This window comes from Pectobacterium sp. A5351, assembly GCF_028335745.1.
Lineage (GTDB): Bacteria > Pseudomonadota > Gammaproteobacteria > Enterobacterales > Enterobacteriaceae > Pectobacterium.
On sequence record NZ_CP116477.1, the window covers coordinates 19877 to 37975 of the forward strand.

The following is an 18099-nucleotide window of genomic DNA, read 5'->3' on the forward strand; positions in this document are numbered from 1 at the left end:
CTGAACTAACGAAAAGGAAACAAGATGTCTGCTGAACAATTACCGAAAGACTTTCTGTGGGGCGGCGCGGTAGCGGCGCATCAAGTTGAAGGTGGTTGGGATCAAGGTGGCAAAGGCGTCAGCATTTGCGATGTCCTGTCCGGCGGTGCCCACGGCGTTGACCGTGTGATTACCGATGGTGTACAGCCTGGTGTTAGTTATCCGAATCATCAGGCGGTGGAGTTCTATTCCCACTATAAGCAGGACGTTGCCCTGTTCGCCGAAATGGGCTTCAAATGCTTCCGTACCTCGATTGCCTGGACGCGTATTTTCCCCAATGGCGATGAGCTGGAGCCGAATGAAGCGGGTCTGCAATTCTATGACGACCTGTTCGATGAACTACTGAAATACAACATCGAGCCCGTGATTACGCTGTCCCACTTCGAGATGCCGCATCATCTGGTTAAGCAGTACGGCGGCTGGTTGAACCGTAAAGTGGTGGATTGCTTTGTGCGCTACAGCGAAGTGGTCATGAAGCGTTACCAGGCCAAAGTGAAATACTGGATGACCTTCAATGAGATCAACAACCAGCGTAACTGGCAGTATCCGCTGTTTGGCTACTGCTGTTCCGGCGTGATTTTTACCGATCACGACAAGCCGGAGCAGGCGATGTACCAAACGCTGCACCATCAGTTTGTCGCCAGTGCGAAAGTTGTGAAGCTGGGTCATGAGATTAACCCGAACTTCAAAATTGGCTGCATGCTGGCGCTGGTGCCGATCTATCCGTGGTCATGCCACCCGGATGACGTGATGTTTGCACAGGAAGCGATGCGTGAACGCCACCTGTTCGGTGATGTGCAACTGCGTGGTTACTATCCGTCTTACATCCTGAAAGAGTGGGCGCGCAAAGGTTATCAGATTGACATGCAGCCGGAAGACGAACAGACACTGCGTGAAGGTTGCACGGATTATCTGGGCTTCAGCTACTACATGAGCAGCGCGGTGCAACTGTCGGCGAAAGGCCAGAAAAAAGAAGATGCGATTACGGGCCTTGACGGAGGCGTGAAAAACCCGCATGTGAAGGCATCGGAGTGGGGCTGGCAGATTGATCCGGTTGGTCTGCGCTATACGCTGAACAGCTTCTACGAGCGTTATCAGAAACCGATGTTCATCGTCGAAAACGGCTTTGGCGCGGTGGACAAGGTGGAAGCCGACGGCAGCATTAACGACGATTACCGCATCGAATACCTCAAAGCGCATATCGAGCAGATGAAAAAAGCCGTCGTGGAAGATGGCGTGGAGCTAATGGGCTATACCCCGTGGGGCTGCATCGACTGCGTGTCGTTCACCACCGGTCAGTACAGCAAACGCTATGGTTTCATCTATGTGGATAAACACGACGATGGCACCGGTACGTTCAAGCGCTCGAAGAAAAAGAGCTTTGACTGGTATAAGAAGGTGATCTCCAGCAACGGCGCAGAACTATAACGGCTATATGTCAAACCTATCTGTAGAACGGAAACGGGATTAACGGAATAGAAGAGTAAAGCGTTTGCGCCATGGATGGCGCAATCCGAGCTTACAGGGACGTACTTGCAGCGTCTTTACGATCTATCCGTTACTCCCGCTCTACGGACTTTGTCAGCAACCTCAGCCGTGCTTAATCGCACGGCTTTTTACGTTGTGCGTCATACGCCTGTCACCCTGACGTATTTCACTAACGACTTCATCGCTGAATCGCGTTAGCATGAAAGCAGATAACTTGATGCTGGAAAAACTATGCCTGTAAAACTGATCGCGATTGATATGGACGGGACGTTGCTGACGCCCCAAAATCAAATTTCACCTGCGGTAAAAGCCGCGATTGCCGCTGCCAGAGAGAAAGGCGTGCAGGTGGTGCTGGCTACCGGCCGCCCCTACATCGGCGTTGAGCGTTATTTGATGGAGCTGGATTTGCAGCAGGAAGGCTGTTACTGCATCACCAACAACGGTGCGTTGGTGCAGCGTACGGTCAACGGTGACTGCGTAGCGCAAACCGCGTTGAGCTTCGACGATTATCTCTATTTTGAAGCGCTGGCCTGCAAACTTGGCGTCCATTTCCACGCGTTGGACTTCAATTTCGTCTATACCGCCAATAAAGACATCAGCCCTTACACCATTCATGAATCCCACCTGACCGGGATGCCGTTGAAGTATCGTGCGGTTGAGGAAATGGATCGCAGCCTGACGTTCCCGAAAGTGATGATGATTGATGAACCAGAGATATTGGATCGCGCCATCAGCCAGATTCCAGCGGAAGCCTTTGAACGCTACACCATCATGAAGAGCGCCGAATACTATCTGGAAATCCTGGATAAGCGCGTCAACAAAGGTGAAGGCGTGAAGATGCTGGCGGAGCACCTCGGCATTCCACGCGAAAGCGTCATGACACTGGGCGACCAGCAGAACGATCTGGCGATGATTCGCTATGCGGGCATCGGCGTCGCGATGGGCAATGCCATCGATGAAGTGAAAGAAGCCAGCCAGTTTGTCACTAAAACCAATATGGAAGACGGCGTCGCTTATGCGATCGAGAAGTTTGTGCTGAATGCCTGATTATTTACAAATAACGCCGAATAGCCATCAATGATGGCTATTTTTATTTAAAATAATAACCATGATATTTATTTTTTATAAACCTATTCCCTGACCGTCATTATTTAATAAATACATTAATAAAAATAACGACTTTGGCTGGAAATTATTTTAATTCCAGACTATCCGCTATTTTTTCTTTCATAACCTGAGTGATGTGATTTACTACCTGGCTGCGGGGGATTTGGGGTGGGTAAACCGCGCAATACGCCATTTTTATATCAGGATTGAAAGGCTTAACGATGACGGGGGACTGGCTGTTTAGCGCGGTAATGAAATCCACCACGCCGATGCCGACGTTTCTTGACGCCAGCACGCAGCAGTTAGCCATCGAGGTTTCGATGGGGTTATGCAAATAGATTTGTTCTTTTCTGGCGGAGATATCGATCTGTGCCCGCAGCGGTGTGGTTCTACCGGGCAAAATAGCGCGTGTGCCGGCCAGATCGGCGAGTGTAATTTCATCCACCGTCGCAAGCGGGTGATCCATCGCTAACACCGCGACAGCGCTGGCGTCTGCCAGCGGTTCGGCTTCCAGCCCTTTGATGCCGGGCTGGCCAAAAATAAAACCCACGTCATAGTGGTTTTCCGCAATTGCGTCCGTAATACGACTGCTGCTTTCGATGTCTAAAAACAGGGAAAGGTCGGGGTACTTCTTGAGTAAGGTAGGGACAACCTGATCAGAACAAAGAAACGAGAGCGCCTGAACGGCGGCGATACGCAGTACGCTGCCTTTGGCGTGGCGAATTTCATCGGCAATCAGCCCGATTTGATCCAACCCTAAGTAAAGACGTTCGACTTCCCGATATAGCTTCATCGCCTCGGCGCGTGGAATCAGGCCACGTCCGTCTCTGTCAAACAGCTTCAGATTCAACGCGTCTTCAAAGTCTTTAATGAGCCGACTGACCGCGGGCTGGGTGATGTACATCATGTTGGCGGCGGCAGTGATGCCTCCGGTGAGGATGACTTTATGAAAGGCTTCAACCTGGCGGGGATTGATACGCATGCTCGTCACCTTAAAACATAACATTTAGTTATCAATTTAACACAAAATGCAATTTTTCATTATCCAATCTGGCGCATAGACTCACAATCATAAGATTTAATACACTTCATTAGTACTCAATCATGGAATAGAGGGTTAGTGAATGAAGAAGTCAACGCTAGCGTTATTGTTTACCGTTTTATTTTCATCTTCACCTTTGGTTTATAGCGCGGACCTGAATATCGGTTTGGCTTCCTCCACCACATCAATGGATCCGCAGTTTTATGTGAGTGGGGCGAATAGCGCAATGGCGCGCAACATTTTTGACGGTTTGGTTGTACAGGATGAAAAACAGCAGATTGCACCTGCCCTGGCAACCAGTTGGAAAGTGATTGACGACAAGACGTGGGAATTTGTATTGCGTCCTGGCGTTAAGTTTCACGACGGCAGTGATTTTACGGCTAAAGATGTGATTGCCAGCATTAAGCGTGTTGCGCTGGCATCAAAAAATAGCCCTAGCTCTTACGTACCTTACGTCAGCGACATTGCTGAAGTAATAGAAGTTAATCCACTAACGGTGCGGATTAAGACAAAAGAGGCTTCGCCGCTGCTGCTGAATAATTTAAGTCGGATTTCCATTTTACCGGCCCGACTTGAAAACGTCCCGACGGAAACGTTGAATTCAGGAAAAGATGTGATTGGTACAGGGCCATTCAAATTTGTTTCCTGGGTGCCGGACGACCGGGTAGTCCTTAGTCGTAATGACGATTACTGGGGAGGAAAAGCAGAGTGGGACAACGTTACTGTCCGTGTATTTAAAAACAGTAGTGCACGTGTAGCAGCCGTATTATCCGGTGATGTGGACATGATTGAAAACGTTCCAACAGCCGACAGCAGTAATATTGAAAAAAATCAGCAGTTAAAAACGATTTCAACACCAGGGAATCGTGTTATTTACCTTCATATGGACCAGCAGCGAGAGGAATCACCGTTCGCCAAAGGTCCTGATGGTAAAAACCCATTACTAAAAAAAGAAGTACGCCAGGCGATGTCTTTAGCGATCAATCGCCAGGCAATCGTCGACCGTGTGATGGAGGGGCAGGCTGTTGTCGCCTCTCAGCTTGTACCGAAGGGGTACCCAGGCTATTCCGCATCCATTCCTGCGCCGGTTTACAATCCGGAGAAAGCCAAACAGGAGCTGGCGGCGGCGGGTTACCCCGACGGCTTCACGCTGACCTTCCACGCGTCGAACGATCGTTATCCTAATGATTCTAAAATTGCTCAGGCCATTGGCCAAATGTTCACACGCGCCGGCATCAAAACCGAAGTCGTTACGATGCCTGGCAGTGTGTACTTCTCACGTGCGTCTCGTCTCGAATTCAGTTTGATTATGGGCGGGGCCGCGATTGAAACCGGGGAAGCTTCTGGTGTATTGGGGCCATTGTTGGAAACCTTTGGCCCCAATGCAGGGCAGGGTAATCGTGGTCGCTATTCCAATCCTGTCTTTGATAAAACGTTGAGCGAAGCGCGTCTCACGCTGGATGAAACCAAACGTGATGCGCTGCTGGCTGAGGCGATGAACATTGGCATGAACGATCTGGGTGTCATTCCGGTCATGTTCCTGTCCAACACCTGGGCGATGAAAAAGCAGTATACCTACGTGGGCCGTTCCGATGCCTACACGCTGCCGTACTTCGTCCGTTCCGCAAAATAGTTACCTTTCAGCCATGACCGAAAAGGGGTGAGGTTTTCACCCCTTCTTACCGATAACAAGGAGAGCGGTGTGAATACGTTTAGCGGTGTTTTTCCCTATCTGGTGTCACCCGTCAGGCCCGATGGTCAGGTTGATAAGCCCGTTTTGGCGCAGCTCACTGAACATCTGATTCAATGCGGTGTACATGGCGTCGTGCCGTTAGGCAGCACCGGTGAATTCGCCTATCTCTCTGCGGCTCAACGTCTGGATGTGGTCAAAACGGTGATCGAGACAACGGCAGGCCGCGTGCCGGTTATCGCCGGTGTTGCATCGACAACGATTCAGGATGCCGTTGAGCAAACGAAACGCTACGTCGAACTGGGTGCGGATGGCATTCTGGCGGTACTGGAAGCCTATTTCCCCCTGAAAGACGAGGGCGTCGAACAGTATTTCCGCGCCATTGCCGAAGCCGCACAGGGTAAACCGGTGGTGCTTTATACCAATCCTCAGTTCCAGCGTTCCGATTTGAGTTTGCCCGTCATCGAGCGCCTGAGCCATGTCAGCAATATCCGCTATATCAAAGACGCCTCGACCAATACCGGGCGCTTGCTTTCCATCATTGAACGTACCCGTGGCCGAATGGACGTGTTCTCCGCCTCTGCCCATATTCCCGCCTGCGTCATGCTGATTGGCGGCGTGGGTTGGATGGCTGGCCCGGCCTGTATCGTTCCCAAACAGAGTATTGCTTTGTATGAAGCCGCCCGCGCGGGTGACTGGAACAAAGCAATGGAGCTTCAGCGCCCGCTATGGCGCATCAATGAAATCTTTGCCCGTTATTCCATTGCTGGCTGTATTAAAGCGGCGCTGCAATTGCAGGGGTTTGCGGTAGGCGATCCGTTGCCGCCTCAACTGCCGCTGGATGAAAAGGCGCGTAAGGAGATCGCTGACGTTCTGGCATCTGTCGATTCTCTCTGATAAACACACATTTGTTATTTTTCATGCTGTAGAGGTGTGGGGCTTTCTGCACCTTGACGTTTTGCTGTACCTATTAAAAAGAGAAAAGGAATCACCGAGGGATGAGTGCGTTACCTATTATTATTGATTGTGATCCGGGGATAGATGATGCAATTGCGCTATTAAGCGCATTTGTGGCGCCAGAGTTGGATATTCGCGGTATTTGCACGGTGTGCGGTAACCAACCGTTGGAGAAGACGGTGCGTAATGCGTTGCAAATTGTTGAATTAGGTCAGCGGACGGATATCCCCGTTTTTGCCGGTTGCCATCGGCCGCTGTTGCGTGCACCGATCCACGGGCAGTTCCACGGCGAAAGCGGATTGGGCCAGACGGTGCTGCCTGCGCCGCAAAAGCAGGCCGAAGCGCAGCATGCGGTGAATTTTATTATCGAACAGTGCAAGCAGGCGATAGCTGACGGCACGCCGATCACGCTCTGTACGTTAGGGCCGTTAACTAACGTGGCCATGGCGCTGCGTATGGCCCCTGAGATTGCTGACGGTATTGCGCGCATTGTGATGATGGGCGGGGCCTACCGGGAAGCAGGCAACCGCAGCCTGACGTCTGAATTTAACATGCTTGCCGACCCACAGGCGGCGAAGGTGGTGTTTGATTCGTCGATTGCCCTTGTTGCGCTACCGCTGGATGTCACGCATCAGGTGATTTTGACGCCGGAATTGGTGGCGCGTTTCATCGCGCTATCTGGGCGGATTTCCGCGCCGTTGGGGGAAATGATGGCGTTCTGGGATCGCAATGATATCCGTCGCTATGGTTCACGCGGCGGTCCGCTACACGATCCTATGGTCATCGCCTGGGTGCTGGCACCGCACTGCTTTACGACGGAAAAAGCCAGCGTTTACATTGAGCAGGAAAGCGAGCTGTGCATGGGGCAGACCGTTGCCGACTGGTACGGAAAAACTAACCGTCAGCCGAATGTGGATGTGGTGACGGGGGTTGATGCCAAACAGGTTGTCGAGCTGTTTGCTGACCTATTGAGCCGCTATGGAGAGGGTGTCTGACATGGTTCGAGAACGCATTATTATTGATACCGATCCCGGCGTTGACGATGCGATAGCCATCTGGCTGGCATTAGCTTCGCCTGAACTGGACGTTCTCGGTATCACCGCTGTGGCTGGTAATGTGCCGCTTGCTGCCACGCTACAGAACGCCTGCAACGTGGTTGCCCTGACGGGCAGAACCGATGTGCCCATTTTTGCTGGCGCATCACGCCCGCTCATCCGCGATCAGGTTTTTGGTAAATACGCCCATATCGGCAAATTTTCTGCTGACTGGGTACCGGAGAGCACGCTGTCACCAGAACAGGAACACGCCGTTGATTTTCTGGTACGGATGACGCACCAGGCCGCAGCCGACAATAATCCAATCACCCTTTGCGCACTTGGCCCGATGACCAATCTGGCGTTGGCATTGTGCTTCCATCCTGATGTCGCGCGCGGCATCAAACAGATTGTGTCCATGAGCTGTGCCTTTACCGCAATGGGGAATCGTGTACCGTGGGCTGATTTCAACGTCTATGCCGATCCCCATGCGGCGGAAATTGTTTTTTCTTCCGGTGTTCCCGTTATCATCATGCCGCTGGATATGACCTTTCAGGCACTGATTCAGACGGAACAGGTGGATGAGATCGAACGTAGCGGTGGTGCGCCGGGCAAGGCGATGGCGGCGCTGTTGCGTACGTTTGACCGTAGCGAAGTGGAACGCTTTGGCCGTGAAGGCGGACCGATTCATGATGCGACCGTTATTGCGTGGTTGCTGAAGCCAGCGCTCTTCACGTCAAAACGTGCTCACGTAGGCGTAGAAGTTGCCGGTAAGACGGCGGGTTACGCGTTTGCCGATTTCTATCACAAATTGGATGAACCGGAAAATGCGCTGGTCATGCGGGAAATCGACGAACAAGGGTTTCTCGGGCTGCTTACCGACCGCCTCCGCCACTATTCTTCTAAAGAAATAAACGCTTCTGAAGACCTAAACGGTTCCGGGGGGCGCTAATGATAGCCTACCTGCTGAGCCGAATCGGACAAACGCTACTGACGCTGGCTGTGATGTCGGTGTTGGTGTTTGTGGGGGTCTATCTGGTCGGTAATCCGGTCGATATGCTGTTGGGTGCGACGGCTACGCCAGCGGAACGGCTGGCGGTGATTCAGTCTTTCGGTCTGGATAAGCCCATCTGGGAACAGTACGGGCTATTTGTCTGGAACGCCTTGCAAGGCGACATGGGCAACTCTTTTATCTTTAATCAACCCGCGCTGACGCTGATTTTCCAGCGCATGCCCGCCACGCTAGAACTGGCGATGGTGGCGTTCGTCATGGCGCTGGTTGTCGGTATTCCGCTGGGGATTTATGCCGGCCTGAAGCCGGATAGCGCGGTGTCCAAATCTATCATGACCTTCTCCATCCTCGGCTTTAGCCTGCCCACGTTCTGGATCGGGCTGGTGATGATCATGCTGTTCAGTGTGAAGCTGGGCTGGCTGCCGTCATCAGGTCGGGGCGATGTCCATGAGCTGTTCGGCATCCCGTTTAGTTTTCTGACCCGCGATGGCCTTGAACATCTTCTCCTGCCCGCGTTTAACCTCGCGCTGTTTAAAATCTCGCTGGTTATCCGCCTGATGCGCGCGGGTGTGATGGAGTGTCTGCAACAGGATTATGTGCAGTTTGCCCGCGCGAAAGGGCTGTCGGAAACCCGCATCGTACTGGTTCATGTGCTGCGCAACACGCTGATTCCACTGATTACCGTGCTGGGGCTGGAACTGGGGTCGCTGATCGCATTCGCCGTGGTCACGGAAACCATTTATGCCTGGCCGGGCATGGGCAAGCTGATTATCGACTCGATTGCCGTGCTCGACCGCCCAGTTATCCTGGCTTATCTGATGATTACCGTCGTGATGTTCAGCGTGATTAACCTGCTGGTCGATTTGCTGTATGTGCTGGTCGATCCGCGCGTGCGGCTGGGAGGAGACAAGGGATGACGGGTAATACGATACACCAGCCCGCTGTGGTGCAAAAAAACGCCCATCCGGTGATGCGCGTGGTGATGGCGCTGATCAACGATCGGCTGGCGCTGTGCGGACTCATTATGCTGGCGGTTTTCGTGCTGCTCGCGCTGCTTGCCCCGCTTCTGTCGCCGCAGAACCCCTACGATCTGATGCAGCTCGACATCATGGATGGCCGACTCGCACCGGGTGCGCAGAGCATGGCGGGCATGACGTATTGGCTGGGAACGGACGACCAGGGGCGCGATCTGTTCAGCGCCATTCTGTACGGTACCCGCATCAGCCTGATGGTGGGATTCACCAGCGCGGTGTTTGCGCTGCTGATTGGCGCTTCGCTGGGCCTGATCAGCGCCTACGTCGGCGGAAAAACGGACGCGACGATCATGCGTATCGTCGATATCCAGCTCAGTTTCCCGCCCATCCTGATCGCGCTGATCCTGCTGGCGGTGCTGGGGCAAGGGGTTGATAAGATCATTATGGCGCTGGTGGTAACCCAGTGGGCTTACTACGCGCGCACGATTCGCGGTTCGGCGTTGGTGGAACGTCGCCGCAGCTACGTGGACGCGGCGCGCAGCATGGCGCTGTCCAACCGTCGCATTCTGTTTCGCCATATTTTACCCAACTGTCTGGCACCGCTGATCGTGGTGGCAACGATGCGCATTGCCTACGCCATCATGCTGGAAGCCACGCTCTCGTTTCTGGGGATTGGGCTGCCCGTGACGGAACCGTCGCTGGGGCTACTTATCTCGAACGGTTTTGAATACCTGATGTCGGGCGACTATTGGATCAGCTTCTTTCCGGGGCTGACACTGCTGCTGCTGATTGTGGCGATCAATCTGGTCGGGGATGCGCTACGCGACATCCTCAACCCGCGGAATTAAGCCGTGGGAACGCCCATGGGAATAAGGGGTAACGAACACATGACAGCGCCGATTATGTCCGTTTCGCATCTGACCACCGCCTTTCAGGTGAACGGCGAGTGGATGAACGTGGTGCGGGATTTATCCTTCACGATTGGCGAGAAAGAGACGGTCGCCGTAGTGGGGGAATCCGGTTCAGGGAAAAGCGTGATGGCGAAATCCATCATGCGCTTGCTGCCGCCCGGCCAAAGCCGCATTGATGGGAAGATTCATTTCGGCGATACCGAACTGCTGTCGCTCCCCAATAAGGCGATGCAGGATGTGCGTGGCAACCGTATCGGCATGATTTTTCAGGAGCCGATGACCAGCCTGAATCCGGTCTTGCCGATTGGCTACCAGATTACGGAAGTACTGCGTCGCCATCGCGGCATGGGGAAAGCTGAAGCGCGTGCCGAAGCGGTACGACTGCTGGAAAAAGTACGCATTCCGGCGGCCAAATCGCGGCTGAACGAGTACCCACAGAGCTTCTCTGGCGGGATGCGTCAGCGCGTGGTGATTGCGATTGCGCTGGCCTGCCACCCGAAGCTGCTGATTGCCGATGAACCGACGACGGCGCTGGACGTCACGATTCAGGCACAAATTTTGACGCTGATAAAAACCCTTCAGGAAGAAGAAGGGATGTCGGTGCTGTTTATCACCCACGACATGGGCGTGGTGGCGGAAGTGTCCGACCGCACGCTGGTGATGTATCAGGGTGAAATGGTAGAAAATGCCGTCACGCGAGAAATCTTTCATCATCCGCAACAGCCCTATACCCGCATGCTGCTGTCTGCGGTGCCCAAATTAGGCTCGATGTCCGGCAGCGCATGGCCACAGCGCTTTCCGCTGATCGATCTCAAAACGGGCGAACGCCAGTCGGTGCCGGAGGCGGTGAATACCGTGTCGGGCGAGGAACCGGTGCTGACGGTAAAAAATCTGGTCACCCGATTTGATATCCGATCAGGATTTTTCCGTCGGCTGTCCGGGCGGGTTCATGCGGTGGAAAATGTCTCGTTCGATCTCTGGCCGGGCGAAACGCTCGCGCTGGTTGGGGAATCGGGCTGCGGTAAATCCACCACCGGACGGTCGATTATTCGCCTCAACGACGCCGTCAGCGGCGACATTCAACTGCTGGGAAAAAATATCCTGACGGCGGATAAGCGTGAGCTGACCGAGTCGCGGCGGCAGATTCAAATGGTGTTTCAGGATCCGTATGAAAGCCTGAATCCGCGGATGCGGATAGGGGAAGCCATCGCCGAACCGATGCTGCTGCACGGTCTGGCGACCCGCCAGAATGTGAGTGCGCGAGTGAGCGAACTGCTGGAACAGGTAGGGTTATCCGGCGATATGGCTTCGCGTTTCCCGCACCAGTTCTCCGGCGGGCAGCGGCAGCGAGTGTGTATTGCGCGTGCGCTGGCGCTGGAGCCGAAAGTGATTATTGCCGATGAATCGGTATCGGCGCTGGATGTGTCCGTCAAAGCGCAGGTGATCAACCTGATGCTGGATCTCCAGCAGAAGCTGGGGCTGTCATTCCTGTTTATCTCGCACGATATGGCGGTTGTCGAGCGTATCAGCCATCGTGTGGCGGTGATGTATCTTGGTGAAATTGTGGAGATCGGCCCACGTTCGGCGATCTTCGACAATCCGCAGCATGATTACACCCGACGTCTGATTTCTGCGGTACCCGTGCCTGACCCGGACACCCGTCCGGTGCGCAATATCACCAATGATGAGCTGCGCAGTCCGGTACGTGCCCCTGATTTCCATCCTCCCGTACGTCGCTATAAGCAAGTCGGGGAGGGACATTTTGTTCTTGAGTGAACGAATCGCGTTTACTGAAAATCCAGAACGACTTAATTACAAAGTAAGCGCGATACGCTTACCATCAGGCAAGGTCACATCTAGCGTAAGCTTGCCGCCTAGGGCAGTGACATAGCGTTTCAGCGTTGACAGTTTTGGGTCATTCTCGACCTTCTCCATCTTAACAATAGATGGCTGCTTGACGCCCAGAGCTAATGCAAGCTGAGTCTGCGACATGTTCAGCTCTTCGCGTAGTTTCGCTAAAGTGATTTCCTGACGGATCTCAGCCGTGCGCGCTTCAATGCGGGCGCGGCTCTCCGGTGAACGTTTAGCCATCATTTCTTTAAATGTCGCCATCTTCTTTTACCTCCGGTGATATCAGATGCGATGTAAACTCAGCGTCTGCGATCTTAATCATACGTTCGTAGAACAATTTTTCATTTTCGCCTTTCTTATCTCCCGCACATAAAACAATCGCTTTACGTGTCCGATCAAACGCGAAGAATGTTCGGAATGGGTGGTCGCCAACCTGAACTCGAAGCTCCTTCATATTTTTGTATTGTGAGCCTTTAATCTGATCAACCTGTGGTCGCCCTAGCTGTGGGCCATCTTCTTCGAGTATACCGAGGTGTGCCAAAACCTCTTCCTGTACCGTTTCGGTTTGCTCATCAAACCACGTATCGAATAGCGCCCGTGTGACTATTTCCCATGCCAATCTGTAAACCTCCATGTCCTGCACTCTGTAAGTACAATATAACCTTAAGGCTATATTAGCAAGCGTTCCTCGTTAGCAATAGTGGGTATATGACTAAGTGAGCTATCCCTAGCTTGGACGAAAAATATTATCTGGTGGACGGCATGGACAACGATGATTTTAAGCTAACGTTGTATTTTACAACGCAATAGTATTATGGGTCTTTTCAAGGTGGCAAGGTGGCAAGGTGGCAAGGTGGCAAGGTGGCAAGGTGGCAAGGTGGCAGGAGGGCTGTAGGAATGGCGACTTTTGCAGTACGTCGTATAAACAATAGCGATCTAGACGAGTTCAGGCGAGTAAGGCTCGAAGCACTTAAGCTTCATCCAGAAGCATTCGGTGCGTCTTTTGAAGAGGAAAGCCAGAAGCCAGAAACGTTCTTTGCTGAACGCCTCCGTCTAAACTTAGTTTTTGGAGGATATGACCTTCAAAATAGGCTGCAGGGTATCGTGGGTGTAAGTGGTAACACTGCGCTAAAACTGTGTCATGTGGCAATGATTTGGGGAATGTATGTCCGAGCTGAAATGAGAGGAACTGGCCTGTCTCGATCGCTTTTGGAAGCGGCATTACAGGCATCTCGCAATGCGAAAACAGTGAAACTTTCAGTCGCTGCAACAAACAAATCGGCACAAGCCCTTTATTGTTCTTTTGGATTTAGAGAGTGGGCAATAGATACCGCTGCACTATACATTGATGGTGAATATCATGACGAAATCTTGATGAGGCTTGATATTAATTAGATAAGTCGTAATCCCAGACTTTTTTGTACTGGCTACTACGTACTTGCTAAAACACTCGCGGAGACACTTCGTGCTGCGCCACCGAATGGCCTACGGGATCGTCTCAAAGTGAATTTGGCATTATTATCCCATAAAAAAACGGACTTTCCTCTTTGGTGAGGAAAGTCCGTTTAATTTTTTGATTGTTTATCGGCAGCCATTATTTGTAGATAACGGCGACGCCGCGCAGTTGATTATCACCTGTTGCAGACGTGATAGTGAAGGCGCTGGCACCGGCTTTTTCTGCTTTCTGAGCCAACTGTGCTTGCAGTGAATCCAGGCTACGAGCAGTAGCGCTAACGACCCCCACTTTTTCCAGACCTTGTGCCTGTTGTGAGGAAACCTGCTCGGCAGCGAAAGCACCGAAAGACAGAGTAGAAAGTACGACAGCAGCGGCGAAGAATTTTACGTTTTTCATGTGATGTATCCTGTTCAATGTTGTTTGGAGTGAAAGGTCATTTCCTTTCGATGAAGAGGATATTACGCCGATGCTGTGAGAAGGAAAAACGGAGTGTTTTGAGAAAGTATGTCAATATTACTGATGTTTATTTTGGCGATAAGATACCCAGTCCCGATCGCCAAAACAAAGGTTATATTGCCGCCTGATGAGGTAAAGGAGGCGCGGTGGGTACCAGTACGCGCTCCAGCACGCGGGCTTCCAGTTCCGCCAGCTTTGCCGAGCCGCGACGTCGTGGTCGGGGCAAATCGACCGTGATGTCCAGCCCTACGCGGCCTTCTTCAATCAGAATAACCCGGTCGGCCAGCGCAATGGCTTCGGACACATCGTGCGTCACCAGTAGCACGGTGAACCCATGTTGGAGCCACAGATTTTCGATCAGGCTTTGCATCTCGATGCGGGTTAAGGCATCCAGCGCCCCCAACGGTTCATCCAGCAGCAGTAAACGTGGGTGATGAATGAGAGCACGCGCCAGCGCGACGCGCTGTTTCTGACCGCCGGACAGCGCCGCCGGCCAGTCGTTAGCGCGATCCGCCAGCCCGACGGAGGCCAAAGCCTCCTGTGCTTTTTCACGCCAGTTGCCGCGCAGTCCCAGCCCGACATTATCGATCACCTTTTTCCACGGCAGCAGTCGCGCTTCCTGAAACATTAGCCGCGTGTCGTCTTTCGCGCTGCTGAGCGGCGCGGTGCCCGTCAGCAGTTCACCGCTGCTGGCCGCTTCCAACCCAGCGAGCAGACGTAGCAGGGTGCTTTTACCGCAGCCGCTGCGGCCGACGATGGCAACAAACTGCCCGGACGGAATGCGCAACTGCACCTCATTCAGTACGGTGCGTTGGCCGTAGTGCTTGGTGATGGCATCCAGCGCCAGCGGTGTCCCCTTGGTGAGCGGTGACGGTGAATGATCGTGCGTTGTGGAATCGGTAAAAGCGGTCATGATGCGTCCCCCGATGAGGTTTGATAAGCCGGATTCCAGCGTAGCCAAACGCGTTCCAGCCCCTGTGCGCTGATATCGGCCAGCTTGCCAAGCAGGGCGTAAAGGATAATGGCGACCACCACGACGTCCGTTTGCAGAAACTCGCGAGCATTCATGGCGAGATAGCCGATGCCAGAGTTGGCAGAAATGGTTTCCGCGACGATCAGCGTCAGCCACATAAAGCCTAACGCAAAGCGGATACCCACCATGATGGACGGCAGCGCGCCGGGCAGCACGACCTGAGAGAACAGGCTAATACCGGAAAGGCCATAACTGCGCGCCATTTCCAGCAGGCCGCGATCGATGTTTTTAATGCCGTGATAGGTGTTGAGATAAACCGGGAACAGCGTACCCAGCGCGACCAGAAAAATTTTGGCCGCCTCATCAATGCCAAACCACAGAATCACCAGCGGAATCAGTGCCAGATGCGGAACGTTGCGGATCATCTGCACTGAGCTGTCCAGCAGCCGCTCACCCCAGCGCGACAGCCCGGTGATAAAACCGAGCACCAATCCGATACTGCCGCCGATAGCAAACCCGATCAGGGCGCGCCAGCCGCTAATCGCCAGGTGCTGCCACAGCTCGCCGCTGGAGATGAGCGACCAACCTGCGGTAATCACCGAACTGGGGGCCGGCAGAATCCGGTTGGATAACCAACCGAACTCGACGGATACCTGCCACGCGACCAGCAGTGTCACAGGGAGCAGGAAAGGTGCAAACCGCTGTGCCAGTGAAGAGAGCGTTCTTGCCATGATCGGTTCCCTCAGCTCTGTGAGACTTTGCGCGGTACATAGCGATTTGCCACCACTTCTCCCGCGTTGCTCACCGCATGCAGCGGCGTGGGCTGCTGAGCCAGATCGAGGTGTGGGAACAGTAGTTCACCCACGCGATACGCCTCTTCCAGATGCGGGTAGCCGGACAGGATAAAGGTGTCAATCCCGAGGTCGGCGTATTCCTGAATACGCTCGGCCACCGTTGGGCCATCGCCAACCAGCGCTGTGCCTGCGCCGCCGCGTACCAGACCAATGCCTGCCCATAGATTGGGGCTGATCTCCAGCTTGTCCTTTTTGCCGCCGTGCAGGGCGGCCATGCGCTGCTGACCGACGGAGTCGAAACGCGCCAGCGCTGCCTGCGCATCGGCGATGGTTTTTTCATCCAGATGAGAGATCAGCCGATCGGCAGCCTGCCAGGCTTCCTCGGTGGTTTCCCGCACGATAACGTGCAGGCGAATACCGAAGCGAACCTCACGCCCCTGTGCCGCCGCTTTGGCGCGGACTTCTGCCAGCTTTTCTTTAACCTGCTCAGGTGGCTCACCCCACGTCAGGTAGAGATCGACCTGCTCTGCCGCCAGATTCTGCGCAGCCTCGGAAGATCCGCCAAAGTAGAGCGGCGGGCGCGGCTGCTGCACGGGCGGATAAAGCAGTTTGGCGTCTTTGACCTGAATATGTTTGCCTGCGAAATCGACGGTTTCGCCTTCCAGCAGCCTGCGCCAGATATGGGTGAATTCCGCCGAAGCTTCGTAGCGTTCTTCATGACTGAGGAACAGCCCTTCGGCGGCCAATTCTTCCGGGTCACCGCCGGTCACCAGATTGAACAGAGCTCGACCGTTGGACAGCCTGTCCAGCGTCGCGGCCTGGCGTGCGGCGATGGTGGGGGAAATCACGCCGGGGCGCAGGGCAACGAGAAATTTTAGCCGCTGTGTCACCGGAATGAGCGATGCCGCAACCAGCCAGGAATCTTCGCAGGAGCGGCCCGTCGGCAGCAGCACACCGCCAAACCCTTGCCGCTCGGCGGCTTGCGCCACCTGTTGCAGATAGCCGTAGTCAACATGACGTGCACCCTCGGTGCTACCAAGATAGCGACCGTCTCCGTGGGTGGGCAGAAACCAGAATACGTTAAGACTCATGGTGTGAACTCCTTAAACAGTCTTGTTTGAGGTAAACAAAAGGGGGGGCGATAGGCGGATTAGTTCGCCTTGGGACGCCAGACGCGCTCTGCGATATTGACCTTCACCGGTATCAGACGGTTTTCATAGAACAGGTCGGCGGTGGATTGCTGTGCCTTGATCGTGGCGGCATCCAGCGGTTTGATAGTGGTGGGGGGGCGATGATCGAGCGCAGTTTCAATCACTTTTTCCGGTAGCCCTACCGCGTTTGCCAACAGCGTGACGCTTTGCGCTCGCTCGCTGATGGTTAACGCATCAGCCTTGGTCAGTACGTCCAGTACCTGACGAATAAAGGAGCCGTGTGCTTCGGTGTAAGGGCGGGAAGCGAGGTAGAAAGAACCGGTTTTCTCCAGCCCGCTACTGTCAACCAGTACACGGACGCCACCTTCCAGTAGCGCGGCGGAATAGTAGGGATCCCAGATTGCCCAGGCATCGACATTACCTTGCTGGAACGCCGCGCGGGCGTCAGCGGGAGTCAGGTAGGTCGGTTTGATATCGGTGAATTTCAGCCCTTCGCGTTGCAGCGCCCGTAGCAGTGTGTTGTGCGCGCTGGAGCCTTTCTGGAAGGCGACTTTGCGGCCTTTTAAATCGGCGACGGTTTTCACCGGGCTGTCTTCACGCACCAGAATCACTTCGGCTTCGGGTTTAGGCGGTTCTACGCCGACATACAGTAGGTCAGCGCCAGCGGCCTGCGCAAAAATCGGCGGGATATCACCAGTCCCGCCCAGATCGATGCTGCCAACATTGAGTGCTTCCAGCATCTGCGGGCCAGCAGGGAATTCAATCCAACTGATTTTGGTGTCAGGGAACTGTTTTTCCAGCAGTTGGTGTGATTTCGCCAGAACCTGACTAACCGAGCCTTTCTGATAGCCGACGCGTAACTGCGTCGGCACGCTGTCTTGCGCATGAGCGGTGGACATAAGCAGTACGGCACCCGCGGCCAGAAGAGCAGGGATCTGGCGCAGCCGCTTTGTCACGTTGTTCCATAGCCGTGCTCGTACTCCACGTCCTTCCGTGGCCGATTGTTTCATTATCAATGGCATGCGTATGCTTTCTCCCTTATAACGAAAAATTAAAATACAGCGAGGAAATACAACATCAGGTGATAAACATAACAGGGGGGGAGCGGGCTTTTTAAATCTCAATTTGTCGTTTTTATAGCCAAAAGTAGAAAATGTCTGAAAT

Annotated in this window: 18 protein-coding genes; 10 read left to right on the forward strand and 8 right to left on the reverse strand. The window is 53.8% G+C overall.

All coding sequences use genetic code 11. From position 1 onward, the window contains the following. Positions 1-24: 24 nt before the first annotated feature. Positions 25-1467: a 6-phospho-beta-glucosidase gene (locus tag O1Q74_RS00135; protein WP_271875361.1), complete on the forward strand. Its 1443-nt coding sequence runs from the start codon at positions 25-27 to the stop codon at positions 1465-1467. Between the two features lie 291 nt (positions 1468-1758). Continuing rightward, entirely contained in the window at positions 1759-2574 is an 816-nt protein-coding gene (gene yidA, locus O1Q74_RS00140) for a sugar-phosphatase (RefSeq protein ID WP_271875363.1), read from the forward strand. A gap of 145 nt (positions 2575-2719) precedes the next feature. On the opposite strand, the gene O1Q74_RS00145 is transcribed toward yidA, so the two are convergent. Continuing rightward, positions 2720-3616, reverse strand: a complete 897-nt coding sequence (locus O1Q74_RS00145) for a LysR family transcriptional regulator (protein ID WP_271875365.1) — start codon at positions 3614-3616, stop codon at positions 2720-2722. Between the two features lie 142 nt (positions 3617-3758). Here O1Q74_RS00145 and O1Q74_RS00150 point away from each other — a divergent pair, with 142 nt between their 5' ends. The 7 genes from O1Q74_RS00150 (at position 3759) to O1Q74_RS00180 (ending at position 12030) form a co-directional block, all read left to right on the forward strand. Then, positions 3759-5309 carry an ABC transporter substrate-binding protein gene (locus O1Q74_RS00150; RefSeq protein WP_271875367.1) on the forward strand — a complete coding sequence of 517 codons (1551 nt, stop codon included), beginning with the start codon at positions 3759-3761 and terminating at the stop codon, positions 5307-5309. Positions 5310-5378: 69 nt separating this feature from the next. After that, on the forward strand, positions 5379-6263 hold the full coding sequence (locus O1Q74_RS00155; protein WP_012772762.1) for a dihydrodipicolinate synthase family protein: 885 nt from the start codon (positions 5379-5381) through the stop codon (positions 6261-6263). A 101-nt stretch (positions 6264-6364) separates the two neighbouring features. Continuing rightward, positions 6365-7318 (forward strand): nucleoside hydrolase, encoded by a 954-nt coding sequence (locus O1Q74_RS00160; protein ID WP_271875369.1) that lies wholly within the window; start codon positions 6365-6367, stop codon positions 7316-7318. Between the two features lies 1 nt (position 7319). After that, positions 7320-8309: a nucleoside hydrolase gene (locus O1Q74_RS00165; protein WP_271875371.1), complete on the forward strand. Its 990-nt coding sequence runs from the start codon at positions 7320-7322 to the stop codon at positions 8307-8309. Further along, positions 8309-9286 (forward strand): ABC transporter permease, encoded by a 978-nt coding sequence (locus tag O1Q74_RS00170; RefSeq protein WP_271875373.1) that lies wholly within the window; start codon positions 8309-8311, stop codon positions 9284-9286. Before O1Q74_RS00165 ends, O1Q74_RS00170 begins: the two co-directional genes overlap by 1 nt. Beyond that, entirely contained in the window at positions 9283-10191 is a 909-nt protein-coding gene (locus O1Q74_RS00175; RefSeq protein ID WP_271875375.1) for an ABC transporter permease, read from the forward strand. The genes O1Q74_RS00170 and O1Q74_RS00175 overlap by 4 nt, the downstream gene beginning before the upstream one ends. 39 nt (positions 10192-10230) lie before the next feature. Further along, entirely contained in the window at positions 10231-12030 is a 1800-nt protein-coding gene (locus tag O1Q74_RS00180) for an ABC transporter ATP-binding protein (RefSeq protein WP_271875376.1), read from the forward strand. 36 nt (positions 12031-12066) lie between these two features. On the opposite strand, the gene O1Q74_RS00185 is transcribed toward O1Q74_RS00180, so the two are convergent. After that, positions 12067-12366, reverse strand: coding sequence for a helix-turn-helix domain-containing protein (locus tag O1Q74_RS00185; protein ID WP_180779427.1), 300 nt, complete (start codon positions 12364-12366; stop codon positions 12067-12069). Further along, positions 12353-12739 (reverse strand): type II toxin-antitoxin system RelE/ParE family toxin, encoded by a 387-nt coding sequence (locus O1Q74_RS00190; RefSeq protein WP_271875380.1) that lies wholly within the window; start codon positions 12737-12739, stop codon positions 12353-12355. Before O1Q74_RS00190 ends, O1Q74_RS00185 begins: the two co-directional genes overlap by 14 nt. A gap of 263 nt (positions 12740-13002) precedes the next feature. Between O1Q74_RS00190 and O1Q74_RS00195 the strand changes: the two genes are divergently transcribed. After that, the gene (locus O1Q74_RS00195) at positions 13003-13500 is read left to right on the forward strand and encodes a GNAT family N-acetyltransferase (protein ID WP_271875382.1); all 498 of its coding nucleotides are present in this window, start codon (positions 13003-13005) and stop codon (positions 13498-13500) included. Between the two features lie 199 nt (positions 13501-13699). On the opposite strand, the gene bhsA is transcribed toward O1Q74_RS00195, so the two are convergent. The 5 genes from bhsA to O1Q74_RS00220 all read right to left on the reverse strand — a co-directional run bounded on the left by bhsA (position 13700) and on the right by O1Q74_RS00220 (position 17957). Further along, the gene (bhsA, locus tag O1Q74_RS00200; RefSeq protein WP_012772768.1) at positions 13700-13957 is read right to left on the reverse strand and encodes a multiple stress resistance protein BhsA; all 258 of its coding nucleotides are present in this window, start codon (positions 13955-13957) and stop codon (positions 13700-13702) included. 172 nt (positions 13958-14129) lie between these two features. Then, positions 14130-14930, reverse strand: a complete 801-nt coding sequence (ssuB, locus tag O1Q74_RS00205) for an aliphatic sulfonates ABC transporter ATP-binding protein (protein ID WP_271875385.1) — start codon at positions 14928-14930, stop codon at positions 14130-14132. Next, a complete protein-coding gene (ssuC, locus tag O1Q74_RS00210) occupies positions 14927-15721 on the reverse strand; it encodes an aliphatic sulfonate ABC transporter permease SsuC (RefSeq protein WP_271875387.1) in 795 nt (264 codons plus the stop codon). The genes ssuB and ssuC overlap by 4 nt, the downstream gene beginning before the upstream one ends. Positions 15722-15732: 11 nt before the next feature. Beyond that, positions 15733-16875 (reverse strand): FMNH2-dependent alkanesulfonate monooxygenase, encoded by a 1143-nt coding sequence (gene ssuD / locus O1Q74_RS00215; RefSeq protein WP_271875389.1) that lies wholly within the window; start codon positions 16873-16875, stop codon positions 15733-15735. A gap of 59 nt (positions 16876-16934) precedes the next feature. Further along, positions 16935-17957, reverse strand: a complete 1023-nt coding sequence (locus O1Q74_RS00220; RefSeq protein WP_271875391.1) for a sulfonate ABC transporter substrate-binding protein — start codon at positions 17955-17957, stop codon at positions 16935-16937. Between the last annotated feature and the right edge of the window lie 142 nt (positions 17958-18099).

Excerpts from the sequence above, each read along its gene's own strand:
- O1Q74_RS00170 (WP_271875373.1), top strand. The coding sequence starts at position 8,309 with ATGATAGCCTACCTGCTGAGCCGAATCGGACAAACGCTACTGACGCTG.
- O1Q74_RS00150 (WP_271875367.1), top strand. The coding sequence starts at position 3,759 with ATGAAGAAGTCAACGCTAGCGTTATTGTTTACCGTTTTATTTTCATCT.
- O1Q74_RS00160 (WP_271875369.1), top strand. The coding sequence starts at position 6,365 with ATGAGTGCGTTACCTATTATTATTGATTGTGATCCGGGGATAGATGAT.
- O1Q74_RS00185 (WP_180779427.1), bottom strand. The coding sequence starts at position 12,366 with ATGGCGACATTTAAAGAAATGATGGCTAAACGTTCACCGGAGAGCCGC.
- bhsA (WP_012772768.1), bottom strand. The coding sequence starts at position 13,957 with ATGAAAAACGTAAAATTCTTCGCCGCTGCTGTCGTACTTTCTACTCTG.
- O1Q74_RS00180 (WP_271875376.1), top strand. The coding sequence starts at position 10,231 with ATGACAGCGCCGATTATGTCCGTTTCGCATCTGACCACCGCCTTTCAG.
- O1Q74_RS00190 (WP_271875380.1), bottom strand. The coding sequence starts at position 12,739 with ATGGAGGTTTACAGATTGGCATGGGAAATAGTCACACGGGCGCTATTC.
- yidA (WP_271875363.1), top strand. The coding sequence starts at position 1,759 with ATGCCTGTAAAACTGATCGCGATTGATATGGACGGGACGTTGCTGACG.
- O1Q74_RS00145 (WP_271875365.1), bottom strand. The coding sequence starts at position 3,616 with ATGCGTATCAATCCCCGCCAGGTTGAAGCCTTTCATAAAGTCATCCTC.
- O1Q74_RS00175 (WP_271875375.1), top strand. The coding sequence starts at position 9,283 with ATGACGGGTAATACGATACACCAGCCCGCTGTGGTGCAAAAAAACGCC.
- ssuB (WP_271875385.1), bottom strand. The coding sequence starts at position 14,930 with ATGACCGCTTTTACCGATTCCACAACGCACGATCATTCACCGTCACCG.
- O1Q74_RS00220 (WP_271875391.1), bottom strand. The coding sequence starts at position 17,957 with ATGCCATTGATAATGAAACAATCGGCCACGGAAGGACGTGGAGTACGA.
- O1Q74_RS00165 (WP_271875371.1), top strand. The coding sequence starts at position 7,320 with ATGGTTCGAGAACGCATTATTATTGATACCGATCCCGGCGTTGACGAT.
- ssuD (WP_271875389.1), bottom strand. The coding sequence starts at position 16,875 with ATGAGTCTTAACGTATTCTGGTTTCTGCCCACCCACGGAGACGGTCGC.
- O1Q74_RS00195 (WP_271875382.1), top strand. The coding sequence starts at position 13,003 with ATGGCGACTTTTGCAGTACGTCGTATAAACAATAGCGATCTAGACGAG.
- ssuC (WP_271875387.1), bottom strand. The coding sequence starts at position 15,721 with ATGGCAAGAACGCTCTCTTCACTGGCACAGCGGTTTGCACCTTTCCTG.
- O1Q74_RS00135 (WP_271875361.1), top strand. The coding sequence starts at position 25 with ATGTCTGCTGAACAATTACCGAAAGACTTTCTGTGGGGCGGCGCGGTA.